General features: G+C 63.4%; 24 protein-coding genes. 14 read left to right on the forward strand and 10 right to left on the reverse strand.

Going from position 1 to position 26348, the window contains the following annotated elements:
* Positions 1-82: 82 nt before the first annotated feature.
* From pgl to ACFSDX_RS11315, 4 genes are all read right to left on the reverse strand, one after another.
* Positions 83-808: a 6-phosphogluconolactonase gene (pgl, locus tag ACFSDX_RS11300; protein ID WP_382313516.1), complete on the reverse strand. Its 726-nt coding sequence runs from the start codon at positions 806-808 to the stop codon at positions 83-85.
* A 75-nt stretch (positions 809-883) separates the two neighbouring features.
* The gene (gene zwf, locus ACFSDX_RS11305; RefSeq protein WP_382313518.1) at positions 884-2398 is read right to left on the reverse strand and encodes a glucose-6-phosphate dehydrogenase; all 1515 of its coding nucleotides are present in this window, start codon (positions 2396-2398) and stop codon (positions 884-886) included.
* A gap of 103 nt (positions 2399-2501) precedes the next feature.
* The gene (gndA, locus tag ACFSDX_RS11310; protein ID WP_382313519.1) at positions 2502-3986 is read right to left on the reverse strand and encodes an NADP-dependent phosphogluconate dehydrogenase; all 1485 of its coding nucleotides are present in this window, start codon (positions 3984-3986) and stop codon (positions 2502-2504) included.
* Positions 3987-4103: 117 nt separating this feature from the next.
* Complete coding sequence (locus ACFSDX_RS11315) at positions 4104-4709, reverse strand: acyl carrier protein phosphodiesterase (protein ID WP_382313520.1); 606 nt, start codon at positions 4707-4709, stop codon at positions 4104-4106.
* A 139-nt stretch (positions 4710-4848) separates the two neighbouring features.
* On the opposite strand from ACFSDX_RS11315, the gene ACFSDX_RS11320 reads away from it, so the two are divergent.
* The 4 genes from ACFSDX_RS11320 (at position 4849) to ACFSDX_RS11335 (ending at position 7131) form a co-directional block, all read left to right on the forward strand.
* The gene (locus ACFSDX_RS11320) at positions 4849-5361 is read left to right on the forward strand and encodes a pyridoxamine 5'-phosphate oxidase family protein (RefSeq protein ID WP_382313521.1); all 513 of its coding nucleotides are present in this window, start codon (positions 4849-4851) and stop codon (positions 5359-5361) included.
* Between the two features lie 145 nt (positions 5362-5506).
* Positions 5507-6238, forward strand: a complete 732-nt coding sequence (locus ACFSDX_RS11325; protein ID WP_382313522.1) for a spheroidene monooxygenase — start codon at positions 5507-5509, stop codon at positions 6236-6238.
* A gap of 84 nt (positions 6239-6322) precedes the next feature.
* Positions 6323-6679: a hypothetical protein gene (locus ACFSDX_RS11330; RefSeq protein ID WP_382313523.1), complete on the forward strand. Its 357-nt coding sequence runs from the start codon at positions 6323-6325 to the stop codon at positions 6677-6679.
* A 251-nt stretch (positions 6680-6930) separates the two neighbouring features.
* The gene (locus ACFSDX_RS11335; RefSeq protein ID WP_382313800.1) at positions 6931-7131 is read left to right on the forward strand and encodes a transposase; all 201 of its coding nucleotides are present in this window, start codon (positions 6931-6933) and stop codon (positions 7129-7131) included.
* 334 nt (positions 7132-7465) lie between these two features.
* On the opposite strand, the gene ACFSDX_RS11340 is transcribed toward ACFSDX_RS11335, so the two are convergent.
* Genes ACFSDX_RS11340 through ACFSDX_RS11355 form a run of 4 tightly spaced genes read right to left on the reverse strand, consistent with a single transcriptional unit; the run spans position 7466 to position 10045 of the window.
* The gene (locus ACFSDX_RS11340; protein WP_382313525.1) at positions 7466-8404 is read right to left on the reverse strand and encodes a ring-cleaving dioxygenase; all 939 of its coding nucleotides are present in this window, start codon (positions 8402-8404) and stop codon (positions 7466-7468) included.
* A gap of 39 nt (positions 8405-8443) precedes the next feature.
* On the reverse strand, positions 8444-8944 hold the full coding sequence (locus tag ACFSDX_RS11345; protein ID WP_382313526.1) for a MaoC family dehydratase: 501 nt from the start codon (positions 8942-8944) through the stop codon (positions 8444-8446).
* 25 nt (positions 8945-8969) lie between these two features.
* A complete protein-coding gene (locus tag ACFSDX_RS11350) occupies positions 8970-9170 on the reverse strand; it encodes a hypothetical protein (protein ID WP_382313528.1) in 201 nt (66 codons plus the stop codon).
* A complete protein-coding gene (locus tag ACFSDX_RS11355) occupies positions 9170-10045 on the reverse strand; it encodes a helix-turn-helix domain-containing protein (protein WP_382313529.1) in 876 nt (291 codons plus the stop codon). The genes ACFSDX_RS11350 and ACFSDX_RS11355 overlap by 1 nt, the downstream gene beginning before the upstream one ends.
* 348 nt (positions 10046-10393) lie before the next feature.
* Here ACFSDX_RS11355 and ACFSDX_RS11360 point away from each other — a divergent pair, with 348 nt between their 5' ends.
* The 5 genes from ACFSDX_RS11360 to ACFSDX_RS11380 all read left to right on the forward strand — a co-directional run bounded on the left by ACFSDX_RS11360 (position 10394) and on the right by ACFSDX_RS11380 (position 17108).
* Positions 10394-12907 (forward strand): sigma 54-interacting transcriptional regulator, encoded by a 2514-nt coding sequence (locus ACFSDX_RS11360; RefSeq protein WP_382313531.1) that lies wholly within the window; start codon positions 10394-10396, stop codon positions 12905-12907.
* A gap of 283 nt (positions 12908-13190) precedes the next feature.
* Positions 13191-14039 carry a helix-turn-helix domain-containing protein gene (locus ACFSDX_RS11365; RefSeq protein WP_382313532.1) on the forward strand — a complete coding sequence of 283 codons (849 nt, stop codon included), beginning with the start codon at positions 13191-13193 and terminating at the stop codon, positions 14037-14039.
* A gap of 100 nt (positions 14040-14139) precedes the next feature.
* Positions 14140-15189, forward strand: a complete 1050-nt coding sequence (locus tag ACFSDX_RS11370; RefSeq protein WP_382313533.1) for an aldo/keto reductase — start codon at positions 14140-14142, stop codon at positions 15187-15189.
* A gap of 170 nt (positions 15190-15359) precedes the next feature.
* Positions 15360-15896, forward strand: coding sequence for a pyridoxamine 5'-phosphate oxidase family protein (locus ACFSDX_RS11375; RefSeq protein ID WP_382313534.1), 537 nt, complete (start codon positions 15360-15362; stop codon positions 15894-15896).
* 111 nt (positions 15897-16007) lie between these two features.
* Positions 16008-17108: an MBL fold metallo-hydrolase gene (locus ACFSDX_RS11380; protein ID WP_382313535.1), complete on the forward strand. Its 1101-nt coding sequence runs from the start codon at positions 16008-16010 to the stop codon at positions 17106-17108.
* A gap of 361 nt (positions 17109-17469) precedes the next feature.
* On the opposite strand, the gene ACFSDX_RS11385 is transcribed toward ACFSDX_RS11380, so the two are convergent.
* Positions 17470-18291, reverse strand: a complete 822-nt coding sequence (locus tag ACFSDX_RS11385; RefSeq protein WP_382313536.1) for an alpha/beta fold hydrolase — start codon at positions 18289-18291, stop codon at positions 17470-17472.
* A 143-nt stretch (positions 18292-18434) separates the two neighbouring features.
* Positions 18435-20735, reverse strand: coding sequence for a histidine kinase dimerization/phosphoacceptor domain -containing protein (locus ACFSDX_RS11390; RefSeq protein ID WP_382313537.1), 2301 nt, complete (start codon positions 20733-20735; stop codon positions 18435-18437).
* A 377-nt stretch (positions 20736-21112) separates the two neighbouring features.
* On the opposite strand from ACFSDX_RS11390, the gene ACFSDX_RS11395 reads away from it, so the two are divergent.
* From ACFSDX_RS11395 to ACFSDX_RS11415, 5 genes are all read left to right on the forward strand, one after another.
* The gene (locus ACFSDX_RS11395; protein ID WP_382313538.1) at positions 21113-22144 is read left to right on the forward strand and encodes a cupin domain-containing protein; all 1032 of its coding nucleotides are present in this window, start codon (positions 21113-21115) and stop codon (positions 22142-22144) included.
* Between the two features lie 91 nt (positions 22145-22235).
* Positions 22236-22742 (forward strand): Dps family protein, encoded by a 507-nt coding sequence (locus ACFSDX_RS11400; protein ID WP_382313539.1) that lies wholly within the window; start codon positions 22236-22238, stop codon positions 22740-22742.
* 86 nt (positions 22743-22828) lie between these two features.
* Positions 22829-23812, forward strand: coding sequence for a hypothetical protein (locus tag ACFSDX_RS11405; protein WP_382313540.1), 984 nt, complete (start codon positions 22829-22831; stop codon positions 23810-23812).
* 82 nt (positions 23813-23894) lie between these two features.
* Positions 23895-24974, forward strand: a complete 1080-nt coding sequence (locus tag ACFSDX_RS11410; RefSeq protein ID WP_382313542.1) for an NADH:flavin oxidoreductase/NADH oxidase — start codon at positions 23895-23897, stop codon at positions 24972-24974.
* 33 nt (positions 24975-25007) lie between these two features.
* Entirely contained in the window at positions 25008-26270 is a 1263-nt protein-coding gene (locus tag ACFSDX_RS11415) for an NAD(P)/FAD-dependent oxidoreductase (RefSeq protein ID WP_382313544.1), read from the forward strand.
* The last annotated feature ends 78 nt before the right edge of the window (positions 26271-26348 follow it).

A 26348-nucleotide genomic window follows, 5' to 3' on the forward strand; every position in this document is an offset into this window, starting at 1 on the left:
AGGCTCTCAGCGCGTAGCTGAGAGCCTTTTTTACTTGAGACTAAAGTTAAACAGGTAGCTTATCTCGCCTAGGTGCCACGCCTTAGCGATGCAAGTTTTTAGCGGCGGCTTCGTCCAGAAACCACGCCAGCTCGCCGCTGCTGGGCTCGATGAGCTGCGCCGGGTATTGCTCGATGTCGCGGTCCTGCTCCAGTATTTGCTGCACGGCCTCAGCCTTGCCGGCCCCGTAGACCAAGAAGGCCACGGCGCGGGCCTGGTTGATGAGGGGCGCCGTGAGCGTGATGCGAAACACCTGCTGCTCGGGCAGCCACACTTCTTTCACGCCCACCGTTTTATCGTGCAGCACGGGCGTATGCGGGAACAGCGAGGCCGTGTGCGCATTATCGCCCAGGCCCAAAAGCACGAGGTCAAACTTGGCCTTTTTCTCCCCAAAAAACTCTTCAATATCGACGCAATACTGGGCGGCCGCCTCGGCAGGATTTAGCTCCGTGTCAACGGCAAACACCTGACTTGGACGCACCCCTAGGGGGTCAAACAGGGCCTTTTTGGCCATCAGGTAATTGCTCTCGGGCGAGGTGTGGGGCACATTGCGCTCATCGCCAAAAAAGAAATACGTCTGCTCCCAGGCCACGCGCCCGCGGTAGGCGGGTGAGGCCAGCAGCTCGTAGAGCTGCTTGGGCGAGCTGCCGCCCGAGAGAGCCACCGCAAACCGGCCCCGGCGCTCGATGGCCTGCGCAGCGCGCTCCACAAAATAATCGGCTAAGGCAGTCAGCACCTCAGCGGCCGCCGGAAAAATATGCAAATCCATAGAAAAGGGGGTGGGGAGGTAAGAAAGTGAAAAGGTAAGTAATTCTTTTTCACCTGCCCACTTCCTCACTTGCCGTTATTTTTTGCCGTTGAGCGGAATGGTAAACCAATGGTAGCCGTCCTTAGCTACCAAGGCCTCCGCCACTTCGGGGCCCCACGAGTCGGCCGAGTAATTAGGAAAGTTCTGGCTCACGCGGGTCTGCCAAGAGGTTAGGATAGGCATCACCAGGTCCCAGGCTTCCTCTACCTGGTCGGCGCGCATGAAGAGCGTTTGGTCGCCGAGCATCACGTCGAGCAGCAGCGTTTCGTAGGCTTCGGGGGCCTCGGCCACGTAGGTACCCTTGTAGTCGAAAACCATGTCCACGGTGTTGAGCACCATGTCTACGCCGGGGCGCTTGGCCTGCACTTGCAGCCGGATGCTCATCTCGGGCTGAATGCTGATAACCAGGCGGTTCTTGCTCATCGTGTCGGCCATTTCGGCCGGGAAGATGAAGTGCGGTACGTCTTTAAACTGGATGGTTATAATGGAGGCCGAGCGGTGCAAGCGCTTGCCAGTCCGCAGGTAAAACGGCACGCCCTGCCAGCGCCAGTTGTCCACGAAGAACTTCACGGCGGCGAAGGTTTCGGTGTTCGACTGCGGGTTAGCATCCTTTTCCTCGCGGTAGCCGGGCACTTTTTCGCCTTCTATCCAGCCGGGGCCGTACTGGCCACGCACCGCCGAGTCGCGCACGGTTTCGGGCGTGAAGCGACGCATGGCGCGCAGCACGTCCACCTTGCGGTCGCGTACTTCCTCGGCCGTGAAGTTCACAGGCGGCTCCATAGCCACGATGCACAGCAGCTGCAGCAAGTGGTTCTGAATCATGTCGCGCAGCGCGCCCGAGCCGTCGTAGTAGCCGGTGCGGTCGCCCACGCCGAGCTGCTCGGTCACCGAAATCTGCACGTGCTCGATGCTATTGCGGTTCCAGAGCGGCTCCATAATGGCGTTCGCGAAGCGGAAAGCCATGATATTCTGCACCGTTTCTTTACCTAGGTAGTGGTCGATGCGGTAAATCTGCTTCTCCTGGAAGATGCGCCCCAGCAGTCGGTTCAGCTCCTTGGCCGACTCTAGGTCGTGGCCAAAAGGCTTTTCAATCACGATGCGCGTGCGCTCGGCATCGGCCGTGAGGCCGGCTTTGGCGAGGTTTTCGGCGATGACGGGAAAGAAATTGGGCGCCACGGCCAGGTAGTAAAGCACGTTGGCGGGTGTCTTCCACTCCTCTTCCAGAGCCTTGATGCGCTTGGCAAATTCCTGGTATGTATCGGCGTTTTGCACGTCGGCAGCCTCGTAGTGAATGTGGGGGCCGAAGCCCGCCCACTTATCGTCCTTCACCTTGCCGCTGCGCGAGAACTTGCTGATATCCTTAAGCATCCGCTCGCGAAAATCATCATCCGAAAGCTTGGTACGGCCCGTACCTATGAAGGCAAACTGCTCGGGCAGCCAGCCCTCCAGGTACAGGTTGTAGAGCGCCGGGGCCAGCTTGCGGGCGTTGAGGTCGCCGGTGCCGCCGAAGATGACGAACACGGTCGGCTGCATTTTTGACTTGGTATTCATGAGATTAGCGATTAGTGGTTAGTGATTAGCGACTAGTGGGCAGTTGGTAATAAGTACTGTCTAGGCACTAATCACTACCAACTGCCCACTATTCACTAACAACCTACTCTTTCGGCACGGGCGGCGCCTGGTTGGCCTGGGTGCCGGGGGCCGACTCGGGCGCGTTGCGCAGGCCCGTCCACTGCGTGTGGAAGGTGCCTTCCTTGCCGATGAGCTCGTAGGTGTGCGCGCCGAAGTAGTCGCGCTGCGCCTGAATGAGGTTCGAAGGCAGGCGGCCCGTGCGAAACGCATCGAAGTAGCCAATGGCCGAGGTGTAAGCCAGCACCGGCAGCCCGGCCGCGATGGCGGCCACTGCAATGGCCCGCGCCCCGCCGGCCGACTCCTGCACCAGCTTTTGCACGCCGCCATCCAGCAGCAAGTGCGCCAGCTTGTTATCGCTTTTGTAAGCGTTGTAGATGTCGTTCAGGAACGTGGAGCGGATGATGCAGCCACCGCGCCAAACACGGGCGATAGTGGCCAGCTGCAAATCATACTTGAACTCCTCCGACGCCCGGCTCAGCATGTGCATGCCCTGGGCGTAGGTAATCACCATGCTGAAGTAAAACGCCTGCTCCAGCTGACCTAGGAGCTCGTCTTTATCGCCGGCCAAGTGCCCAGCGGCGGGCAGGTACTGCTGGCCCAACTGCTCGCGCAGCTGCTTGTACTTCGACAGGTCGCGCATCGACACGGCCGTGTCCACGGTTGGGATGGGCGCCTGAATGTCCATCGCCACCTGCGAGGTCCACTTGCCGGTGCCCTTGGCGCGGGCCTCGTCCTTGATGTCGTTGAGCAGCAGGTGGTCGCCGTCGGGGGTTTTGAAGGCGAAAATGTCCTTGGTAATGTCAATCAGGAAGGACTGTAAGCGACCCTCGTTCCACTTGGTGAACACCTCGCCAATGGCCGCATCATCCAGCCCCAGGCCGGTTTTGAGCACGCCGTAGGTTTCGGCAATCAGCTCCATTAGGCCGTACTCGATGCCGTTGTGCACCATTTTCACGAAGTGACCGGCCGCGCCGGGGCCCATGTAGGCCACGCAGGGCTCGCCATCGACTTTGGCCGCGATGGCGTCGAACACGGGCTCCATGATTTTATAGGCCTCGGCGTCTCCGCCGGGCATCATGCTGGGGCCGAAGCGGGCGCCTTCCTCGCCACCGCTTACGCCCATGCCGAAGAAGTGCAGGCCTTTGTCACCCAGCTCCTTATCGCGGCGCGTGGTATCGGTATAATACGAGTTGCCACCGTCGATGAGCATGTCGCCGGGGCTGAGCAACGGCGTCATTTCGGCAATTACGCTGTCCACGATGGCGCCGGCGGGCACCAGCATCATGATGGCGCGGGGCGTTTTGAGGCTATTTACAAACGCGGCGGGGTCGCTGAAGCCCTTGACGGGCTTGTCTTTACCTTCCTGGCCGAGCAGGTCAATCTGCTTTTGGCTTTTGTCGTAGCCGGCTACCGCGAAGCCGTGGTCGGCCATGTTCAGCAGCAGGTTGCGGCCCATTGTGCCCAGGCCAATCATGCCAAAGGCGTATTCCGTGGGAGTGTCGCTCATCGGGAAATTAAGGTTGTAAAAGAAAATGAGGGTGTTAGCAGTAGCGCGTTGCACAAGCCGACCTAGGGTCACCGGGCGGCTATACGTAAGAACGGCCAACCGTTGGCCGTTCCTATCCTAGGGCGAAGATGGGCCAAGTTCGACAAAAGCCTGCAATTGCGGAAAAAACGCCCGGAAATCAGTCTCATACGCGGCGTAGTTTCGGCGCAGCTCCTCCCCTGCCGTTTCCATGCCCGAGCCCGGCGAAGCGCGGCGGCTCAGGCCCTGCAAGGCCCGCGTGATACCCGCGATTTCGGCGTAGCCGAGCAGCCAGTTTTGCTGCACCAGATAGGGAAAGAACCGCTGCACCGGGGCCGGAAACTCAGCCGCCCGGCTGGCCAGCACCGCGTACACACGCTGGGTAAAATCGGGCAGACTCTCGGTCGAAAACTCGCCGAAATGGCTGGCCAGCATGTGGTCGTAAAACATGTCGGCCACCACGCCGGCGTACTTGCCGGCGCCGGCCTCGCGCAGGCGGGCGGTGGTGCGGCGCACCACGGGGTGCTGGTCGGTGAAGGTGTCGATGGCCCGGTGCTGGCGAATACCAGCTTGTACCTCAGGCCGGTACTGCTCGAGCTGGCGGCCGGGCACCGAGTCGGCAATGAACTGGCCCAGCAGGTGGTCGGCGTAGGCCGGCGCGGTGGCGTCGGGGCCAGCCAGGTACAGATGAGCCAAAAAATTCATAGCGTCCGCGCTGGTTGTTGGGCCAGCGCCGAGGTAGTAACCGGGAAACTAGAAACCAGTTCGGCCGTAAGCACAACCCACCACCGGGCGGCGCTCCTCAGCAGCCCTCGGTTTTCTTCTTTTAAAATTTCCCCTTCTCATGTCTGATTCCCAAACGCCCGTCACCCACGACCTAGGCAAGCTGTTCGAAAAAATTAAGGATGTACGCATCGCCATGCTCTCGACGTTTGATGAGGAGCACAAGCTGCACAGCCGCCCGATGGGCACCATCAAGCCCGGCATCGACGGGGCGCTGTATTTCTTCACCGATAAGGATTCGGCCAAGGTATACGAAGTAAAAAAGGACAGCCAGGTAAACCTGAGCTACGCCAACCCCAGCGACAACGTGTACGTGTCGGTATCGGGCACGGCCAGCGTCTTCCGCGACGAGGCTAAAATTGCTGAATTGTGGAGCGAGGACATGAAAGCCTGGTTCCCAAAGGGTAAAGAAGACCCGAACATCATGATTCTCAAAGTCACCATCGAAAAAGGTGAGTACTGGGATTCGCCGAGCGGCGTGCTGTCGCGCGCCTACGCCTACCTGCGCGCCGTAACCACGGGCGAGGGCAGCACGTCGGACGACGTGAATGAGCACGCCCAGGTGAAGCTGTAATTTAAAATGGGTAATTGGCGTAATGGGTAATGAGCGTAATCCTGCTCGGTATTGCGCTCATTACCTATTACGCTAATTACCCATTTTAAAAAAGGCCGGAAGCAATTCCGGCCTTTTTTGTTACCTAGGCGCAAGCCTACTTTCTATGCTCACCACTATTACCATTTTCACCCTGCGGCCGGGCCAGCGGCGCTGGGGCCTAGCCCAAATGGGTACCTCACCCGGCACCCTGAAACGCGTGCCGGGCCTGCGGTTTTTCCAACTGCTAGGCAGCGGCGCGGCCAATGGTTTCGGCTTTCTACCCAACCTCGACCGCTACGGCTTCCTAGGTGTTTGGGAAACGATGGAGGCCGCCGCAGCCTTTTTTGCGACGCATTCGCTATGGGCTGATTATCAGCGCCGCAGCCATGAAACCTGGACCGCTGAACTAGTCCCGCTGCGCTCGCATGGGCTTTGGAATGGGCTGAACCCCTTCGACTACCCCACCGATGCCCTAGGGGCCGCCCAGGAAGCCGGGCCGGTGGCGGTGCTCACGCGGGCCAGCATCCGGCTGCGGCGGGCGTGGCGCTTTTGGGGCTTTGTGGAGCCCACCAGTCGGGCGCTGGCCGAGGCACCGGGCGTGCGGCTGGCCATCGGGCTGGGCGAGCTGCCGCTGGTGCGGCAGGCCACGTTCAGCGTCTGGGATTCGGCGGCGGCCATGCAGCAGTACGCCTACCGCGATGCGCGCCACCGCGAGGTAATTCAGCTCACGCGGCGCGAAGGCTGGTACGGCGAGGAACTATTTGCCCGCTTTCAAGTGATTAGCAGCCAAGGCACGGTGGACGGGAAGTCGCCCTTCGACAGCGAGGCGGCGGGAGCAATGCAAAAAACACCCTAGCGCAAACCCTATTTCGGCCCCGCCCGTATCTTCGCGACTACGACATAAACCTCAACTATTCACGCTCTACTGCCATTTTTAGCCATGCGACAGTACGATAATCTGGACGACGACGAGCTCGCCGACGACGATAACCTCGACACCTTCGCCCGCACGGGCGGCGCCAAAACCCGCGGCTCGGGCGAGGACCAGCTTTCGGCCAAATATGCCGACTACCTGATGTGGCGCGACACCGGCTCCTCGCACGACGAGGCGCTGGACCTGGCTGCCATGACCGAAGAAGAATTCACGACCGCCGAGGCCGCCGAAGACCCCGACAGTGCCAGCGGCCTCAGCCCCTTGGACGACGACGATGACCTCGACACCGACGAGGACGACGAATTCGGCGGCAGCAGCTCACGCAGCCGCGGCCGGGGTGATGATTATGACAGCGACTATTAATCGTTGATTTTCTGCTACCAAAAGGCCCCGCTACTCAGTTGAGTAGCGGGGCCTTTTGGTAGCAGCAGCCTTGAAAATTCTGAAAAGCGCGTTAGTCATGTGTACGCTTCCCTAGATAGCGGGCCAAATGTGAGTCGAGAAAGACATAATTTCCACTACCTGACGACTAACAAATGAAAAAGGGACGATTCAGCGAGGCCCGGATTGTGGCCATGCTGCAATAGCAAGCCAACGGGCAAACGGTAGCCTAGATTGCGCGCGAACACGGGCTGAGCGAGGCGACGTTTTATGCCTGTAAAAGCAAATATGTTGGGGCGAGCGTGGCCGAGCTCGCCCGACTCAAACACTCAGAAGAAGAGAATCGAAAGCTCAAGCAGATGTTCGCAGACTTGAGTCTGGAGAACCAGGCTATCAAGGAGTATGACAGCTTAGGGCCAAAGGGGGCCGCGTGAAAGTGGCCTAGAACCCAGAAGTGCCCACCCAACCCGAACGGGCTGAGCGGGCGTTCGATATGTTAAAAAAGCTTGGATTATCTTCGGCTAGCTAACCCGGTGCGCGCCCACTGAAACGCGACCAAGTACTTCCAGGCCACCCAACACTCCGTAATAACCTCTGCCCAGCTTGGCGAGCGCTGGGCCTGGTGCTACGTAGATGAGGACCTGCGCGAATACGTAATTACTTCCCGTTGACCCGCTCAGGGCGCGCCGCGGAAATGAGAAGCGACACAGCGACCGCTCTGCCTAGCAGAGCGGTCGCTGTGTCGCTTCTCATTTCCGCGGCGCGGCACTACCCCACCGAGGGCAGGCGCTGCGTTAGTTGCGGGCGCAGATGCTCGTGCTGGGTAGGTAGCATGAGGTGGGTGCCCAGCTCGGCCAGCGGCTCATCCACGGTGAAACCGGGGTTGTCAGTAGCAATTTCAAACAACACCCCGCCGGGCTCACGGAAGTACACGGAGTGGAAATAGTCGCGGTCAATCTGCGGGGTAGGTTGCAGGCCCCGCGCCACGAGCTTCTGGCGGAAATACAGTTCGGCCTCGTCATCTTTCACCCGAAAGGCGATGTGGTGCACCGAGCCGCCGGCCGTGATGGCGCGGGCCTCGCCGGACGCTTCCACCAGGTCGATGTACTGCGCGCCGCCCGGCACGGTATCGGTCACGTAGCGGCTGCGGTTGACGTGCTTTTCGAGCAGCGTGTAGCCGAATACGTCGGTCAGGATTTCGGCCGTGGCCTGGGTGCTGGACAGCGTGAGCGTGACGGTGTGAAAGCCCTTGGTGGCTACCTCGGCGCTGACCTCGGCAGTGGTCCAGGGCGTGCGGGCGTCGGGCGTTTTCGACATAATCAGCTCGAATTTCAGCCCGTCTGGGTCAAGGAAAGTGAGGTAGCGCTCGCCAAATTTCTCGCTCGGCTTGTTGTAGGTAATACCGTTGGCGTCAAAGCGCTGCATCCAGAAATCGAGGCTGCCGGCCGGCACCGAGTAGCCGATTTCGGTGGCCTGGCCGGTGCCGCGTCGTCCGGCCGTGATGTGCTCCCAGGGGAAGAACGTGAGGATGGTGCCCGCCGAGCCGGTTTCGTCGCCGAAGTAAAAGTGATAGGTGCCGGGGTCGTCGAAGTTGACAGTTTTCTTCAGGAAACGCAGGCCGAGCACCCGCGTGTAAAAATCATAGTTGCGCGGCGCGTTGCCGGCAATAGCCGTGACGTGGTGCAGGCCCAGAATACGTGGTTCCATTTGGCTAATAAGGAGATAAGTGGGAGGAAAGATGTAAGACTAGGCGGCCGGGGTCGTGCGCAGCAGGTACTTATGCTGGCCGCTGAGCACCAGCTCGCCGCGCTGGTTGTGCACGGTCGCGGCCGTGACCACGGTACCCGTGCCATCGCCGGGAATAAGGTCGGTGATTTGCAGGGCCGGGTAGAGCGTGTCGCCAGCGTGGACTTCGCCCAAAAACTTGGCCGACACCTCGGTGAAGGCAATAAACACCTCGCCAATGATGTGCGGAAACAGCGTAGCGCCCGGCGCCGTGAAAGCCAGCACTTGCAGGCCGTGCACCACCGGCGCGGCGTAACCGTGGCGGCGGGCCCACTCGGCATCGTAGTGCACGGGGTGGTTGTCACACGACACGGTCTGAAATGCGGCCGAGTGCGCGTCGGTGAGCGTGCGGCTAGGGGCCCGAAACACCTCGCCGACTTCGAATTGCTCGAAGGTGCGGGCGGGCACCAGCAGGAAGGCTAGCGAGTCGAACGGAACGGGAATGGGAACGGTGGCAGACATTGCTACTGGATTAATGATTAAGTGTTTAGTGAAAAATAAATTTGTTGACCGGGGCCAGTTCCTGTGGCGTAACGGTGAGGCCCTTACCAGGCGGAGTCTGCTTCGTGATGGCCGCCCCTAGGGTTGGTAAGCAGGACGGTGGAGGCGCGCGGCGGTTGGGGTCGGCAATAGCTAGCAGGTAGGGCGTGCCCGCAAAGTCACCGGCGTACTTCCAGCGTGCGGACACTACGCATAGCTCAAAGGGCTGAGGCGACCGCGCTGCCGCCGGTACTCGGTGGGGGTGAGGTGGTAACGCTTCTTAAACTGCTTGTTGAGGTGGCACACGTCCACAAAGCCCAGCTCATCGGCAATTTGCGACACGGTGAGCGCGCCGGCTTGCAGCTGATTCTCGACCAGTTGCAAGCGATGGCGCACGATGTACTGGTGCAGCGGCTCGCGCATGTGCTGCCGAAACAACGCGCTTAGGTGCGAGGGCGAATAGGCAAACTCCTGGGCCAAATGCCCTAGGTGCAGCCGCCCGGGCACCGCCGCATACCGCCGAATGTAGGCCAGCACCTGCCGCACTACCCCCGCCGCGTGGGTAGCGGCCGGGCCGGGCTGGGCCGGGGCCAGCAGTGGCCCCACGGCCCGCAGCACGGTGCCCGCCAGGGGCCCGGCCAGCGGGTCGTGGGCCACGCCAGAGCACCCGGCGTAGCAGTCAACCAGCAGGGCGAGCAAGGCGGCCAGCGCGGGCGGCACCTTGGTAGCCGCCAGGTGCCCGGCGGCCCCTAGGGCGGTGCCGCGCGCCCGCAGCAACTGCCAGTCGGCGGCCTGGGGGTGGCCGGTAGTTTGGCTAACCAGGTAGTCTAGCGAGAAGCACAGCCACGCCACACGGGCGGGGTGGTTAGGGTCAAAATACCAGCAATCGGTGGGGCCGAGCAGTAACAAAGTGCCGGCCGGGCACACGAGGGCGGTACCCTGGGCATCGCGGCAGGTGCCGGCGTCTTCGCGCACTAGCAGCAGGGCCAGGCAGCCGCTGGGCGGGGCTGGGAGCCGGCCAGCGGTGGCTACCCACTCCGCAATGCGTAGCGGCTCGGCAGATGAAATGGCTGGTACGGGCACGGGATAAAAGCAAGGTGATGCTCTAGCCTTTTACCAGGACGGTGCCAGCTTTCTGAAGCACAGTCTACCCCATCGGCAACTTGTTTATTATCAGGTTTTAGGTGGAAAATTTCGTGGAAATCCATGAGTAACATAACCTCCACTATATTGGAGCGCCCATTATATTGGAGGATTATTTTGGAGTTAGATGGTGGTAGCCCGCCGACTAACCCGCACTGAAAGCTGCTTTACACCACCAGTAAAAATGCCGTGGCGCCGGCTTTAGGCCCGCCACTTCCCAGGCCCGCCGACCTCCCGTATTGCGAAGCCGCACCGCCTGCATGCCCACGCCCTACCCTCATTCGCCTTATGTCGCTTCCTTCCTCCCAGGCCGAGCCGCTAGCCACCGTGCTGATTGTCGAAGACGAGTTCATCGTGGCCAATGACCTGCGGCGGCGGCTTACCAAGGCGGGCTACGCGGTGCTAGGGCTGGCCGCCACGGCCGCCGAGGCCCGGCAGTTACTGGTTGATGCCCCGCCGGCCGTGGTGCTGCTCGACATCTTCCTGAAAGGGCCGGAAAGTGGCCTCGACCTGGCCGGCTGGCTGCACGAGCGCCAGATTCCGTTCGTGTTCCTTTCCGCTAATCTCAACGACGAGGTGCTGGCCGCCGCGCAGGTTACGCAGCCGCTGGGCTTTCTCAACAAGCCCTTTCGGGAGAAAGACGTGCTGGCGGCCCTGGAGCTAGCTCGCTACCGCCACGCCCACGGCGAAGAGGCCCGTCTGCGCCGGCAGCGCGAACTGCAAGTAGCGGTTAACAACGCTATTGCGCGCCTGCACGACCGCGACGAGCTGTGCCAGGCCATCGCCACGCAGCTCGACCAGCTGGTGCCGTTTACCCTGCTCAGCCTGCGCATTGGGCTGCCCGAGGAGCAGGCCTTTTACTGGGTAGTGCTGCACAAGAATGCCGCCGGCGTGTTCGAGAAAGTGCCCCCGCTGCGGCTGCTGGGCGCCGATGCACCCGACGCCCTTCTGCAGCGCCTCACCGAGCTGCCGCCCGATGAGGTGGGCGAGCAGACGGGCACCTTCACCGGGCCAACGTTTGAGGAGCTGTGCCGCACCCAGCGCACGGCCCGCGCCGCCCGCGAGGCGTTTGGGGCGCGGGCACTGGCCGCGTTTCCGGTGCTGCTCAAGCGCCACTCCTTCACGAGCTTGCAGCTGGCTAGCCCCGACCCCGCCGCCTTTGCGCCCGAGCAGTACGCCACCGTGGCGCTGCTGCTACCCCAGCTGGCCCTGGCCCTCGACAACCTGCTGGTGTGCGAGGAAATCGACGCCCGCCGCCGCCAAAAAGTGGCCGAGCTGGCCCTGGTCAGCGCCTTCCGCAACGGCCGCGAGCTGGAGGCCATTGCCCCGGCCGTGGCCCAGGCCTTGCAGCCGGTGCTGCCCCTCGATTTGCTCACGCTCCACGGCGTTGACCGCGTGCTGGGCACCGTGCAGGATGGCATTCACGCCAGCCGCCAGCCCGATGGCAGCTTCCGGCTGCTGCCCGCCGCCGAGTTTGTGCACCTGCCCGATGCTGCCGCCCGCTTGGCCTGGCAGCAGGCCACGCTGGAGCTCGAAGCCCTGATGCAGCAGCCCACCCTCAACGTGGGCGAGGCCGGCGAAACCCGCCGCGCCCGCAACCTGGTGGCCCGGCGCTACGGCGAGTACCTGGGCTTGCGCTCCTCCATGTACGTGCCGCTGGCCGTGCAGGGCCGGCCCGTGGCGGCCGTGGTGGTGGCCAGCCGCGCCCCCTACGCCTACACCGCCCGCGACCTGCGCCTGCTGCAAGAGCTGAGCCGCCCGCTGGCCCTGGCCCTCGAAAACCTGCTGGCCTTCGAGCGCATCAAGACCCTTGGCCAGCAGCTGGCGCTGGAAAACACCTACCTGGCCGAGGAAATCCGCACGACCTACAACATCGGCGAAATCATCGGCACCGGCCCGGCTATGCAGGCGCTTTTCCGCAGCCTGGGCCTAGTGGCCGGCACCGATGCCACCGTGTTGATTACCGGCGAAACCGGCACTGGCAAGGAGCTGGTGGCGCGGGCCGTGCACGAGCTGTCGGCCCGCGCCGCCCGCACCATGATTAAGGTGAACTGCGCCGCCCTGCCCCCGCACCTGATTGAAAGCGAGTTGTTTGGCCACGAGAAAGGCAGTTTTACTGGAGCGACTGACAAGCGCCTGGGCAAGTTTGAGCTAGCCGACGGCAGCACTATTTTCCTGGATGAAATCGGCGAGCTGCCCCTGGAGTTGCAAGCCAAGCTGCTGCGCGCCTTGCAGGAGCGCGAGATTGAGCGCGTGGGCGGCCGCCGCCCCATCGCGGTAGATGTGCGCATCGTGGCCGCCACCAACCGTGACCTCAAGCAGGAGGTGGCCGCAGGCCGTTTCCGCTCCGACCTCTACTACCGCCTCAACGTGTTTCCGCTGGCCGTGCCGCCCCTGCGCGCCCGCCCCGAAGACATCCTGCCCCTGGCCACGCACTTCCTGCACCGCTTCGCCAAAAAGCTGGGCAAGCCCCTCACCGGCCTGGCCGCCGACACCGCCCAGCAACTGCTGGCCTACCCCTGGCCCGGCAATGTGCGCGAGCTGGAGCACGTGCTGGAGCGCGCCGCCATCATGGCCCGCTCGCCGACCCTGACGCTCGCCGAGGCCCTAGCCCCCGCCGCCGCCCCTGCCCCTACCGCCGCGCCCCCGGTACGCCCCTTCGCTGACGCCGCCCGCGAGGTTATCGTGGCCGCCCTGGCCCAGGCCGCGGGCCGGGTGCGCGGCACCGGCGGGGCCGCCGAGCTGCTGGGCATCAAACCCACTACCCTCGAAGCCCGCATGAAGAAGCTGGGCGTACGGTGAAATGTAGCTTAAACTTTGTAAACCAAGCTACACGCGGTTTTTCACGCTTGGCCTTGGTTAAAAGGTTGGTTTAAAAGTTAACTAGACGGGGCGTGGCAAGTAAGTAGGTTACGGCACAGCTTACCTCAGGCCAGCAAAGCGGTTCCTCCCCGCAAATGAGGTTTTTATAAAGCCACCGAGCGGCGCAGCAGCTGTCCGCGTTTGATAGGGCCGAAACCCCCGTTTCTTTGTTAGCAGCCGAGTGGCCGCGCCGCCGGGTATTGAAAAAAGGATGATGCAATACGTGACCGATAGTTTTTACGCCCCGCCGCTCATCAGCAGCGCGCCCCTACCCTGGCAGGGCGTGCGGGTCGAGCAGTATCACCTCGAAGCCGGGCGGCTGGCGGCCCAGCAGCACGAGCACCACCTGTTGCTGCTCTACCAGGTGGCCCAGCCGCACCTGGTGCGGCGGCGCGACGGCGCGCGGGTGAGCGAAACGGTCTACCAGACTGGGGACCTAGGGTTGTTTCCGGGCGGCGAGTACGGCACGGCCATCGACTGGACGACGCCGAGCGACAACATCTACCTCACCCTCGAAGCGCCCTATTTCCGGCAGGTGGCGGGCCAGGATACCACCCGCACGCCGGCCGTGCTGCAAAAGCGGATGAAGTTCAACGACCCGTTCCTAGGTCAGCTCAGCCGGCAGCTACTGGCCAGCGCGGGCAGCCACCGCGCGCTGGGGCGGCTCTACGTAGAGTCGCTGACCGCCACGCTCTGCCACCACCTGCTGGCGCACCACGCCACCAGCCAGCGCCGCCCCGAGGGGCCGGCGCGGCTGGGCAGCGCGGCCCTGGCCCGCATCGAGGCTTACCTGGAAGCGCACGCCGCCGAGCCCGTGACGCTGGAAGGGCTGGCGGAGCTGGCCAACCTGAGCGTGTTTCACTTTGCCCGCCTCTTCAAGCAGGCCACCGGGCTGCCGCCTTACCAGTACGTGCTGCGCTGGAAAATTGAGCGGGCCAAGCACTTGCTGCGCCGCGACAGCCTGGCCTTAGCCGACCTGAGCGACGAACTGGGCTTTGCCTCGCCCATCAGCTTCGCAGCGGCTTTCAAGCGCTTAGTAGGCTGCACGCCCCAGCAGTTTCAGCGCCGCTAGGGGTGCCGAATAGCAAGAACTTACAAACAAGCGCAAGAATCGGGAGAGGAGGCCAAAGGCGGGGCAGGACCTTTGCCAACGTATTCACTACCCCCTCTTTATGCGCTACAACCTCTTGGGAAATACCGGCCTGTTCGTGTCCGAACTGTGCCTGGGCACCATGACCTTCGGCCACTCGCCGGGCCAGTACGCGGCCGCTTCGGGCGTCACGCAGGACCAGGCCGAGGCCATCATTCGCCGCGGCTTCGACGCGGGCATCAACTTCATCGACACCGCCAACGTGTACGCCGGCGGGCAAAGCGAGGAGATGGTTGGCCAGGCCCTCAAAAGCCTCGGTATCGCCCGGCACCAGGTGGTGCTGGCCACCAAGGCCGAGCACGCCACCGGCAGCGGCCCCAACGACGGCGGGGCCTCGCGCTACCACTTATTGAATGAGGTGAAAGCCAGCTTAAAACGGCTGGGCACCGACCACATCGACCTCTACCAGCTGCACGGCTGGGACCCGGCTACCCCGGTGGAGGCCACCATTCGGGCGCTCGACGACATGGTGCGCCAGGGCCTGGTGCGCTACGTGGGCGTCTCGAACTGGGCGGCCTGGCAGATTGCCAAGGCCCTGGGCACGGCCGAGCGGCTGCACGCCGAGCGCTTTCAGTCGGTGCAGGCCTACTACTCGCTGGCCGGCCGCGACCTGGAGCGCGAAGTAGTGCCCGTGGTGGAAGCCGAAAACCTGGGCCTGCTGGTCTACAGCCCGTTGGCCGGCGGCTACCTCACGGGCAAATACCGCGAAAACAAGAGCGAAGGCCGACGCACCACCGTGCAGTTTCCGCCCGTGGATGAGCAGAAGAGCGCGGGCGTGCTGGCGGCTATGGACGGCATTGCCCAGGCGCACAACACTTCGCTGGCGGCCGTGGCCCTGGCCTGGCTGCGCCACCAGCCCGCCGTAACCAGCATCATTCTGGGCATCAAGCAGCCCGCCCAGCTCGACGACAACCTCAAAGCCACCGAGCTGACGCTGACTAGCGACGACCTGCAGACGCTCGACGCGGCCAGCACCCCCGCCCCCGAATACCCCGGCTGGATGCTGGCCCACGGCAGCGCCGCCCGCCAGCACCTGCTTATCAGCGGGCAGCTGGCGCCCCAGTACGGCTAAGAATCAACTCGGCGTCCGCGCCGCGCCCCGGCCGGCTCCGGCACGGATGCCTGGCCACCAGCACGCCCCACTAGCTGCGGGAGCTGGTGCGCGAGGAGTTGGTGCGCTTTTGACTGGTGCCCGTACACCTCGTAGGTACCTCTCCTTATTTTTCTCTTTTCCCCTTACTCATGGACAGCATCAATCAAGAGCAGCCCGAGCAGAACCACCAGGACCTGCACAGCAGCGACGCCATCAAAAAAATGCAGGAGCTCGCCGGCAAAACCAACACCTGCTTTTTCAGCACCCGCCTGCGTAGCAGCGAGGTGCCCACGACCCGCCCCATGGCGGTGCAGGAAGTAGACGAGCAAGGCCACTTCTGGTTTCTGAGTGCCAGTGACAGCCACAAGAACCAGGAGATTCAGCAAGACCCTTCCGTGCAGCTCCTATTTCAGGGCTCGGCGTATGCCGGCTTTCTGAGCGTGGTCGGCACGGCCACCATTTCGACCGACCCCGCCCGCATCAAGGCCCTGTGGAATCCGCTGCTCAAAGCCTGGTTCACCGAGGGCGAACACGACCCCCGCCTCACGGCCGTGGAAGTGGTGCCCGAGCAGGGCTACTACTGGGACAACAAGCACGGCAACCTGATTGCCGCGGTGAAGACGGCGGTCAGCGCCGTCATCGGCCAAACCTTCGACGATTCTATCGAAGGCACGCTCAGCGTGTAAATCAATGCAAGCATTGGCTAGCTAGCGGTGCGCCCCAAAGCAATGGGTAAGCAGCTGGCTAGCCATTGCCTTTGGGCGGGCAGCCGCCAGTTTCTGTTACGTTTTTTGAGGATGCACCGCCGCCGTTTCCTAGCTACCGGAGCCGCTACCGCCGCGGCTAGCCTGCTGGGCAGCACCACTTCTGCCACTACGCCTTCTGCTATGCCTGCCGCCTACGTTTCCAACCCTGACTTACCGACCCTACTACCCGCCGACCAGTGGCCGGGCACCCCGCTGGATGCTAGCGGCAAGTTCGTGAACCACGAGTTTCCCTACGTCAACCGTTTCAGCACGGTGGTCAAGTACTGGCTGCAGCCCAACCCCCAGCGGGCGGAGAAAGCCGCGGACTCCTTTCAGCTCCCCGTCCTGAAAACCGACGCCTTTTTGCGCGGCCCCGCCGACGTTATTGTGTGGCTGGGCCACGCCTCATTTTTCATCCGATTGGGTGGCCGCACGTTCCTCATCGACCCGGTACTGGGCAACCTGCCGGTGTTTGGCCAGCGCCTGTCGGAGCTGCCCCTGGACCCGGCGGCGCTAACGGGCATCGACTACATTTTGCTCTCGCACGCGCACTACGACCACTGCGACAAGCTCTCGCTCGTGCAGCTTTACGCCCAAAACCCGCAGGCGCAGTTTTTGACCGGCTTGGGGATGGATAAGCTGCTGACTACTTGGCTCCCCGGTGCGCGGGTGCAGGCGGCGGGCTGGTACCAGCAGTACCGCACCGAGGCCGCCTTGCGCGTCACGTTTTTGCCCACGCGGCACTGGTCCAATCGCACGCCCTGGGACAAGAACGAAACCCTGTGGGGCGCCTTCGTGCTGCAAGCCGGGGGCCGGCAGGTGTACTTCGGCGGCGACTCGGGCTACGGCAGCCACTTTCGGGACGTGGGCCGGCTCTTCCCCGGCCTCGATGTGGCTATCATTGGGGCCGGGGCCTACGCGCCGCGCTGGATTATGGGCCCCAACCACCAGGACCCCGCCCATGCGGTGCAGGCCTTCCACGACACCGGCGCCAAGATGCTGGTGCCCATGCACTACGGCACCTTCAACCTGAGCGGCGAGCCCCGGGGCGAGCCGCCCCGCCTGCTGCAAGCCGCCCGCGACACAGGGCAGCTGCAAGGCAAATTGCGCCTGCCAGCCGTGGGTGAAAGCCTGCTTTTTTCGGCTGACTAACTACCTTGATACTGTCCGACCGCGCCCTGCTACCTGCTCGCCCAGCAGCCCTTTCCGGTGGCTTCCTTGCAGAACCGGTACAGGCTCAGGCGAGCCCGTACCGGCGTACTGCCGCGCCCCCAAGGTGCTGCCCATTCCGGCATGACCAGCCTGGCCCACGTGGCCGAAAATAGGTAGGCTCTGCGCCTGTCCCTTACCGCAGAGAATATGTTTGCAGCGGAGACACTTCGTAGTGAGAATACCGGTAAGTTTGCCCATTAACATCTGGCCCAAATTTTTAACCGGTTCCCCTCTTATACACAATGCAAAAGCGCTGCCCCGGCTAAGAGGCAGCGCTTTGTATCACGTACAAACCGAATTCCTACCCCTCGATAAACGCCAGTAAATCAGCGTTGATGGTCGCAGCCTCCGTGGCGGGCATGCCGTGGGGGAAGCCGGGGTAGGAGATGAGCTTGCCGTGCTTGAGCAGCTTGATGGATTTGGCGCCGGACACGTGGAAAGGCACAATTTGGTCGTCTTCGCCGTGCAGTACCAGCACGGGCAGGTCCACGCTTTGGAGGTTGTCGGTGAAGTCCGTTTCGGCAAAGGCGGCGATGCCGTAGTAGTGGGCATTGGCCCCGCCGTTCATGCCCTGCCGCCACCAGTTGTCGCGGATGCCCTGCTTGATGGTGGCACCCTCGCGGTTGTAGCCGTAGAAGGGAAGGGTGAAATCTTGGAAATACTGCGCCCGGTTAGTGGCCGTGCCCTCCCGGATTTCGTCGAATATCGCCATCGGCACGCCGTCGGGATTGGTGGGGCCTTGCAGCATCAGGGGCGTTACGGCGCTGATGAGCACCACCTTGGCCACGCGGCCCGGCTCGGCGCGGGCGGCGTAGCGGATGGCCTCGCCCCCGCCCGTGGAGTGGCCGATGTGCACGGCCCCTTGCAGGTTGAGGTGGGCGGTCAGCTCAGCTACGTCGGCCGCGTAAGTGTCCATGTCGTGGCCAGTCGGGGCCTGCGACGAGCGGCCGTGCCCACGGCGGTCGTGGGCGATAACGCGGTAGCCTTTTGTGAGGAAGAACATCAGCTGGGCATCCCAGTCGTCGCTCGACAGCGGCCAGCCGTGGTGGAAGAACAAGGGCTGGCCCGTACCCCAGTCTTTGTAGTAGATTTCGGTGCCGTCTTTTACCGTGATTTTAGGCATAGCGCTGCGTAGTAAGTGAGGATAAATACTAGCCAGGCCACCCGCCGCAACGTGCCGCGCAGTAACTCTAGCGCTGCAAAACTACCCGGCCACCCAAGGCCCCAAACGGTAAAAAAACCGGCTTTCCCGGTACTATCAGCGGATTATACCAAGCCCTCACCGAAGCCGACCGAGGCCGCTGCCGGGCTCGCCACCAGGAAGCGTAGGCGGGCCACCGTGCCCCGGCCGTCGGGATTAGGCAGCAATGCAAACTCGCCATCGAGCTGGCGGCTGAGGCCCGTTACCAGCGTGAGGCCCAGCGTGTGGGCGCGGCTAGGGTCGAAGTCGGGCGGCAGGCCCCGGCCATCGTCGGCCACGCTGAGCTGGTAGGTAGTGGGGGTGAGTTGCTGGCCGGTGAGCGTGAGCGTGCCGGGCTGGCCGGGGCCAAAGGCGTGCTTCATACTATTGATAAGCAGCTCGTTGAGCGCCAGGCCCAGCGGCGTGGCCGTGGCTACGGGCAGAGCTAGCGGGGCCAGGTCGAGGTGCAGGCGCACGCGGGCGGTGGCATCGAAGGCATCGAGCAGGTGCGCGGCCAGCTCCTGCACGTAGGTGGGCAGCGGCACCCAGCCCACGCGGTCGGCCTGGTAGAGGTGCTGGTGCAGCAGGGCCATGGCCTGCACCCGGTACTGGCTTTGCTCGAGGGCGGCCTGGGTGGCGGGGTCAGCCGAATAATCGGCCTGGGTATGCAGCAGACTGCCAATTACTTGTAGGTTGTTTTTGACGCGGTGGTGGATTTCGCGCAGCATCCATTCCTTTTCGGTTAGCAGCTCGCGCTGCTCGGCCAGCAGGCCCGCCAGCTCCTGGCTGCGCTGCGCTATTTCGGCTTGCTGGGCGTGCAGCAGGCGGTTGCTGCGCTGCTTGAGGCGGTAGCGGTTGTAGCCCAGGCCCAGTAGCAGCAGCAGCAGTCCGGCCCCCACCAGCAAGGCGTTGCGCTGCTGCTCGCGCTGGCGCAGGCGGGCTTGTTGCAACAGGCTTTGCTTGGTGAGTAGGGCGATATTCTGCTCTTTCTGGCGGGTGCCGTACTGAATTTCGAGGCTAGCCAGCTGCTGATTGCGAGCGGCATTGAAGACCGAATCGTTCAGGCGCTTGTACTGCTGAAAGTGGGCGATGGCTGCCGGAAACCGCCCCTGCGCCGAGTCGGCCCGAAACAGCAGCTGGTGCAGGCTGGCCGCTTGCAGCAAGTAGCCCGCCGAGCGGCACAGCCCGAGCGCCCGCTGCAACTGCGGCCGGGCCTCGGCGTAGCGCTTGGTGGCCAGGTAAAATTTGCCCGCCGCGAGGTGAGCGTTCAGCCGGGCTATATCGTCGGTGGCCGGCTGCCGGGCCTGGGTTAGTAGCTGGCCCACCGTGCGCTCGGCCGCCGCATATCGCCCCAGGGCCACGTAGCAATCGACGAGGCAGCTGAGGTACACCGCCGAGCTGATGGCCTGCGGGCTGCCGCCCACGGTTTGCAAAAACCGCAGGGCCTGCCCAGGCTGGTGCTGGCTGAGCAACACGCGGCTGATGGCCACGCTCATAATGGCCACGCCCGCCGCCGACTGCCCTAGCCAGGCGTGGCGCAGCGCGCGCTGGTAATAAGCCAGGGCCTGGTCGGGCTGATTCAACTCCTTATAAATGCTGGCTAAGCTGGCGTACAGGTAGGCTATCGAGGTGGTGTCGTGGGTGGCCTGGGCGCTTTCCACGGCGGCCAGGCCGTAGCGCAGAGCAGCTTGGTAGTTGCCCACCTGCCGGGTGGCGCCCCGCAGCAGGTCGTAGGTGTAGTGCAGTTCGCGGTGGCCGGCGGCGCGGTACAGGGCCAACACGTGCAGCAGCTCCTGCTCGGCCTGCCCCGAGTGGCCTTGCAGCAGGTGCATGTCGGCGATGGTTTTCAGCACGTAGGCGTGCTCCAGTGGCCGGCCGGCTTGCGCAAATAACGTGGCGGCGCGGGCATAGCCGGCCAGCTTGCGCGGCAATTCGGCCGTGGTGCGCGGGTAGCTACTGGCCAGGTAAAACCAACCGGCCGCTTCGAGCGCCGGGCTGGCTAGCTGCTGGCTCAGCCGCAGGCCCTGGCGCAGTTCAGCCCGGCCGGTGGTATCGGCGGCGCTACTCGCCCCCGGCAGCTGGCCCAGTACATACAAGCTGCGGATGCGGCCGGCCGGGTCGGCGAGCCGGGTGCTCAGCGCCAGGGCCTGCCGCGCGTAGCTGGCGGCGCTATCGAGGGGCGCAGCCAGCTCTTCGTGCCGGGCCACCAGGTCATCGGCCAGTTGCAGCAGCAGGCGCAGGCGGGTGGGACCGGCCGGAGTGCGCCACAGCTGGGCGCGCAGCCGGGCCGCCGCTGGCGGGGCCAGCAGCGGGGTCATGGGCTCGGCCCGGACCGCCCCCAAAGTGCCGAGCAGGAATAAGGCGAGTAAATAAGTACGCAGGCGCATAAGCAGTAGGGGCCACGAAGTACGACCGCGCGCCGGCTGAGGCGGCCAACAACTAGCGCTTTCGTCTTGAAAGTACCGGTAATTCCAGCTTTTTTACCGCTAGGGTAGTCCCAGGGGGCCATAGGTTTGCAAGAGTAAGAATACCTGCGGCTGTTCGGTGTGTAAGGCTAAGATAAGCAGACACTTTCACTTTGTGCGTCAGCTTTGCGATGCTGCCTACTGCCTCACTTTTAAGGTAAAATAAGGGCCCAGCTGCACTTGTTACTGCTGCGAAGCGAAAGCGGCATCTTGGCTAGCCAGCCGCCCGTCAGCGCTCCGCTGCCTAATGCCTGGCAATGTAGTATTAACTTTTATAATCAATTACTTATCCCCTTAACATGCCCCCAGTTTCGCTACAATTTCGCTATCCGCTGGAGCAACAGGAGCCCAAGCTTGGTCCCGGGGGGAGCACGCGAGGCGCTTCGGTGCGCGAGTTTCCGGCCTCGGTGGGCCTGGCGGGTGTATCGATGCGCCTGGCCCCCGGCGGTATGCGCGAGCTGCACTGGCACGCCAACGCCGCCGAGTGGGCCTACGTACTGACCGGGTACTGCCGCACGACCATCCTCCACCCCGACGGCACAACGTACATCGACGACTTTGGGCCCGGCGACAGTTGGTACTTTCCCAGAGGCTACGGGCACTCCATCCAGGGGGTGGGGCCGGGTGAGTGCCACTTCATCCTCATTTTTGATAACGGCGATTTCTCAGAAGACCACACCTTCAGCATCACCGATTTTATTGCCCACGTGCCCCCTGCCGTCGCAGCGCAGAGCCTGGGGTTGTCGCTGGCCGAAGTAGCCCAGTTGCCCAAGCAAGAAGTATACTTTGCTCAGGGAGAAGTGCCCAATAACCAGTCGCTGCTGGGGGCGGCCCGGCCGACAGCCGCATTAACCTCCCGGCACCGCTACCCGCTGGCCGCGCAGCAGCCCCGGCGGGCCCCCGGCGGCGGCACGCAACGGGTAGTCACGGCGGCCGAGTTTCCAATTAGCACTACCATAACGGGTTCACTACTAGAAATTGAGCCAGGAGCCCTGCGGGAGCTGCACTGGCACCCGAATGCCGACGAGTGGCAATACTACATCAGCGGTACGGCGGAAATGACCGTTTTTCTGGCCCAGGGACAGGCCGTAACTGAGCAGTTTGCGGCCGGCGATGTGGGGTACGTGCCCATGGGGGCCGGACACTACATCAAGAATACCGGCTCGGAAGTCTGCCGCCTGTTGCTGGGCTTCAACAGCGGGAACTACGAAGCCATTGATTTGAGCCGTTGGCTAGCCAGCAACCCGCCGACTCTGCTGGCAGGAAACTTCGGGATTGACGCCGAGCTAGCTGACAAGCTCCCAACCGCTGACCAGTTCATAGTACCATAAATAATTAAAAAGCAGCCGGTAAGAACGCGCCATGTGCTTTCTGCCAAGGCGTTGACAAGTCACTCACCTCTTCTACCTCTCCATTTTCCCCATGCCCCTCACCTTGCACCCTGACCAATTAGCCACGCCGTCTGACCTAGACGAACTGGGTAGAGAAACTGTAGCCAACGGGCTACGTCGCTTGGTGGCTGACTTGTTCGCGCTCTATGTCAAAACCAAAAACTACCACTGGCACATGAGCGGCCGCCATTTCCGCGACTACCACTTACTCCTTGATGAGCAGGGCGAGCAGATTTTTGCGGCCATCGACCCTGTCGCCGAGCGCGGCCGCAAGCTGGGCTTTCCGACGCTGCATTCCATTGGTGAAATCAGCCAGTTGCAGCGGGTGGCCGACGACGATGCCGTGTACGTGAGCCCGGTTGCCATGCTCACCAACCTTACTGCCGACAACCAGCACCTAGCGCAGGCCCTGCGCGAGCTGCACGAGCAGTGCGAAGCTATCAAGGACGTGGCCACTTCCAGCCTGTTGGAGGTGTACATCGACGAAGCCGAGCGCCGCACCTGGTTTCTATATGAAGCCACCCGCCCCACCGAGTAGGGCTCCGCTTTGCGGGCTGGCTAGCGAAGTTGGCCAGCTTCGTTGCTCGATTTATCGGCCCTGCATGTGCTCCTTTTCCCCTAGTTATGCTATCGCTTTGCAACTCTAATCTGCGCTGGCTGCTCGCGCTGCCTTTGCTGCTAGGGGGCTGCCAGGCAGTGCGCCCGGCAGCGGGCAGCGCCGCGGATACCAGCGGCTACTGTGCGGCCCCTCGGCAGCTGTTTAGCAGCGATACCGTGCGAGCCACCGCGGCCAATGCCTTGCCGCTGCTGGACACCATAGCACTGGCCGGCCTGTCGGTCCGCAGCCGGCAACTGGTACCCTATTATGGCCTGACGGCGGGCCTACGCCTGCTCCAGCAGCTGCGCGGGGCGGGGTTAGTGCCCGCCAGCGCCGGCCACGCGGCCTTCCTGCGCCAGCGGCGGCTGCTCGTGCTGGCCGTTGGGCGGGAGTCGGCCCAGGTGCTGCGGGTAGCCGAGGAGCTGGACTGTGAGCGCCAGCGCGCGGAGCAGGCGGCCCTGGCCCTGACGGGCACGCAATCTAAACGGCAAAACCACTTCACGGTGGGCTCGCTGCTGGCGGGCGGCGCGAGTGGCATCCTAGGCACCACGGTGCAGAATAACGACCTGAACCTGGTGCTGACCCTGAGCACGGCTGTGCTAAGCGCAGCGCTGGGCGTGGCCACGCTTTTGGTGAACCCGCAGTTGACCTATCCAATACGCCAAAATCTGCTGGCGGACATTTGGTACCAACGGCGACGCTCGCTCCTCTACCCGCCGGGCCTCTGGGCGGCGCTTGGTGAGGTGCGGGCGGGCGAGCCCGCGGCGAGCTTGCCGCCGCCCCTGCAAACCATCCGGCAGCGCTGGACGCAATACGACCAGTTTACCAGCGGCAACGCGGCCCAGCAGGCCCAGCAGCAAGCCCTGTATTTTGGCGCAGGGGGCAGCTACCACGTCGCTGACCTGCACACCCGCGCCAGCATGCTGGCCGAGGTGGAAGGATACGTGCGACTCGCCAACCAGGATTTACAACACCTTCAAGTAGAAATCAGCCAGATGGAGGCATGGTAACGGTGTTAAGGCGCTGTCCGATAAGAATGTAGACAGCCCCCTGAGTCAAGTTACTATCCAGTCAATCAGCTAACGTAAATTTATGAGTAGTCCTTTGTTTTCGCCGCTGCAAATCCGCAGCTTGCAGCTGAAAAACCGGCTGGTTATGTCGCCCATGCAGCAGTACCTCAGCCCCGAGGGCCTGGTGGGCGCCTGGCACCTGGTGCACCTGGGTAGCCGCGCAGTAGGCGGGGTAGGGCTGGTAATTACCGAGGCCACGGCCGTGTCGCCGCAGGGGCGCAACACCTTGTTTGATACCGGCTTGTGGAACGAGGCCCAGGTGGCGGCGTGGCGGCCGGTGGTGGAGTTTGTGCAGGCGCAGGGCGCCAAAATAGCCGTGCAGTTGTGGCACGCGGGCGGCAAGGGCAGCCACGCGCACCCCACGGCGGGCTTTCACTACCTGCCGCCCGCCGAAGGCGGCTGGGTCACCAAGAGCGCCTCGGCCGTGGCGCTCGACAAGCAGCACACCTCCGAGGCGCTGACCCTGGCCGAAATAGCCGACTTGGTGGCCGAGTTTGCCCAGGCTGCCACCCGGGCCGTGCGGGCGGGCTTCGATGCCATCGAGCTGCACGCGGGGCACGGCTACCTGTTTCACCAGTTTTACTCGGCGCTGGCCAACCACCGCACCGATGCGTACGGGGGCAGCTTTGAGAACCGCATCCGGCTGCTGGTCGAGGCGGTGGATGCGATTCGGGCCGTCATCCCCGCCACGATGCCGCTGCTGGTGCGCCTCTCGGCCGTCGATTTTTCGGACGAAGAACACGCCTGGCACCTGGCCGATTCGGTGCGGCTGGTAGCGGTGTTGCAGCTGCACGGGGTAGACGTGGTGACGGCCTCGGCCGGTGGGTTTGGCATGCCCGACCGGGCCAAAGTAGTGCCCCTTTACCAAGTACCCTACGCGGAGAAAATCAAAGCGGATACCGGTATCCTCACTGGCGCCGTGGGCCTCATTACCACGCCCGAGCAGGCCAACGCGCTCATCACCAACGGCCAGGCCGACCTGGTGCTACTGGCACGGGAGCTGCTGCGCGACCCGTATTTTGCGCTGCGGGCGGCCACTGAGTTGCACGCTGACGCGCCGGTGCCCGTCCCCTACGTGCGGGCCTTCCCCACCCCTCGTTAGGGGTAGGAGGTCGCTTTTCCCCGCCCACCGCTCATGATTAAACTCACTCTTTTCGGCTCGCCCGATGCGCCGGAGCTCTACCCGCTGCGCGATTTTTTGCAGCGCAGCGTGGTCCAGTACGATTGGGTCGACGCGACGGTCGACTCCGCAGCGCTGCCCGCGGGCCTGCGCCAGGCGTACGCGGCCGGGCAGCGGGTGCCGGCCATCGCTTTTCCCGACGGGCAACTGCTGCTGAATCCCACGGTGCAGGAAGTGGCGCAGCACCTGGGCTGGATTAGCAAGCCCAGCCGCCAAGAATACGACTTGTCCATCTACGGCGCGGGGCCGGCGGGCCTCAGCGCGGCCGTGTACGCCGCCTCCGAGGGCCTGCGCACCGTGCTGATTGAGCGCGAGGCTATCGGCGGCCAGGCGGGCACTAGCTCCTTGATTGAGAACTACATGGGCTTTCCCGAGGGCATTGCCGGGGCCGAGCTGGCCGAGCGCGCCCGCCAGCAGGCCCTGCGGTTCGGGGTCGATATTCTGCTGCTGCGCGAAGGCATCAAGGGCACGTTTTACAACCACCGCATTCACGTGGACCTGGCCAGCGGCGACCAGCTAGTGGCCCGCGCCAATATTTGCGCCACCGGCGTGGAATACGCCAAGCTCGGCCTGCCCAACGAGGCGCAGTTTTTCAACAAGGGCCTGTACTACGGCGCGGGGGCCAGCGAGGCGATGTTTTGCCGGGACAAGGACGTGTTTGTGGTGGGCGGCGGCAATTCGGCGGGGCAGGCGGCCAGCTACTTCGCGGGCTTCGCGCGGAAAGTGTACATGGTGATTCGCAAGGGCAGCCTGGCTGCCACGCTCTCCGATTACCTCGTCAAGCGCGTCACGACCACGCCCAACATCGAAATCCTGTACCACGCCACGGTGCAGGAGCTGGCCGGCCACCAGGTGCTCGAAGGCATCAAGCTGGCAAACTCGGAGGACGGCACCGCCACCTGGCACGAGGCCGGCAAGCTCTTCATTTGCATCGGCGGCCAGCCCAACACCGACTGGGCCCGCGAAACGGCCATCATCCGCGACCCCAAGGGCTACCTCATTACCGGCCCCGACCTGGTGGGCCGCCCCGGTTTCCCCGCGTGCTGGCCCCTGGTGCGCCCGCCCTACCACCTCGAAACCAGCGTGCCCGGCTCGTTTGCCGCCGGCGATGTGCGCCTCAACTCCGTGAAGCGCGTGGCCTCGGCCGTGGGCGAAGGCGCTATGGCGGTGACGCTGGTGCACAAGTACTTAGCCGAGCAGGACAAAATGCCGGGCTAGCCTGAGTATTGCATCCCTCAGCGAGTCCGCACCCCTACTTGAGGTGGTCTAGCTAACCTAAGTTTCGGCCTAGTGCCT

Origin of the sequence: Hymenobacter bucti (assembly GCF_042681145.1) — a bacterium.
GTDB lineage: Bacteria > Bacteroidota > Bacteroidia > Cytophagales > Hymenobacteraceae > Hymenobacter > Hymenobacter bucti.

Coding starts and splice junctions, on each gene's coding strand:
- pgl (WP_382313516.1), bottom strand. CDS start 808: ATGGATTTGCATATTTTTCCGGCGGCCGCTGAGGTGCTGACTGCCTTA.
- zwf (WP_382313518.1), bottom strand. CDS start 2,398: ATGAATACCAAGTCAAAAATGCAGCCGACCGTGTTCGTCATCTTCGGC.
- gndA (WP_382313519.1), bottom strand. CDS start 3,986: ATGAGCGACACTCCCACGGAATACGCCTTTGGCATGATTGGCCTGGGC.
- ACFSDX_RS11315 (WP_382313520.1), bottom strand. CDS start 4,709: ATGAATTTTTTGGCTCATCTGTACCTGGCTGGCCCCGACGCCACCGCG.
- ACFSDX_RS11320 (WP_382313521.1), top strand. CDS start 4,849: ATGTCTGATTCCCAAACGCCCGTCACCCACGACCTAGGCAAGCTGTTC.
- ACFSDX_RS11325 (WP_382313522.1), top strand. CDS start 5,507: ATGCTCACCACTATTACCATTTTCACCCTGCGGCCGGGCCAGCGGCGC.
- ACFSDX_RS11330 (WP_382313523.1), top strand. CDS start 6,323: ATGCGACAGTACGATAATCTGGACGACGACGAGCTCGCCGACGACGAT.
- ACFSDX_RS11340 (WP_382313525.1), bottom strand. CDS start 8,404: ATGGAACCACGTATTCTGGGCCTGCACCACGTCACGGCTATTGCCGGC.
- ACFSDX_RS11345 (WP_382313526.1), bottom strand. CDS start 8,944: ATGTCTGCCACCGTTCCCATTCCCGTTCCGTTCGACTCGCTAGCCTTC.
- ACFSDX_RS11360 (WP_382313531.1), top strand. CDS start 10,394: ATGTCGCTTCCTTCCTCCCAGGCCGAGCCGCTAGCCACCGTGCTGATT.
- ACFSDX_RS11370 (WP_382313533.1), top strand. CDS start 14,140: ATGCGCTACAACCTCTTGGGAAATACCGGCCTGTTCGTGTCCGAACTG.
- ACFSDX_RS11375 (WP_382313534.1), top strand. CDS start 15,360: ATGGACAGCATCAATCAAGAGCAGCCCGAGCAGAACCACCAGGACCTG.
- ACFSDX_RS11380 (WP_382313535.1), top strand. CDS start 16,008: ATGCACCGCCGCCGTTTCCTAGCTACCGGAGCCGCTACCGCCGCGGCT.
- ACFSDX_RS11385 (WP_382313536.1), bottom strand. CDS start 18,291: ATGCCTAAAATCACGGTAAAAGACGGCACCGAAATCTACTACAAAGAC.
- ACFSDX_RS11390 (WP_382313537.1), bottom strand. CDS start 20,735: ATGCGCCTGCGTACTTATTTACTCGCCTTATTCCTGCTCGGCACTTTG.
- ACFSDX_RS11395 (WP_382313538.1), top strand. CDS start 21,113: ATGCCCCCAGTTTCGCTACAATTTCGCTATCCGCTGGAGCAACAGGAG.
- ACFSDX_RS11400 (WP_382313539.1), top strand. CDS start 22,236: ATGCCCCTCACCTTGCACCCTGACCAATTAGCCACGCCGTCTGACCTA.
- ACFSDX_RS11405 (WP_382313540.1), top strand. CDS start 22,829: ATGCTATCGCTTTGCAACTCTAATCTGCGCTGGCTGCTCGCGCTGCCT.
- ACFSDX_RS11410 (WP_382313542.1), top strand. CDS start 23,895: ATGAGTAGTCCTTTGTTTTCGCCGCTGCAAATCCGCAGCTTGCAGCTG.
- ACFSDX_RS11415 (WP_382313544.1), top strand. CDS start 25,008: ATGATTAAACTCACTCTTTTCGGCTCGCCCGATGCGCCGGAGCTCTAC.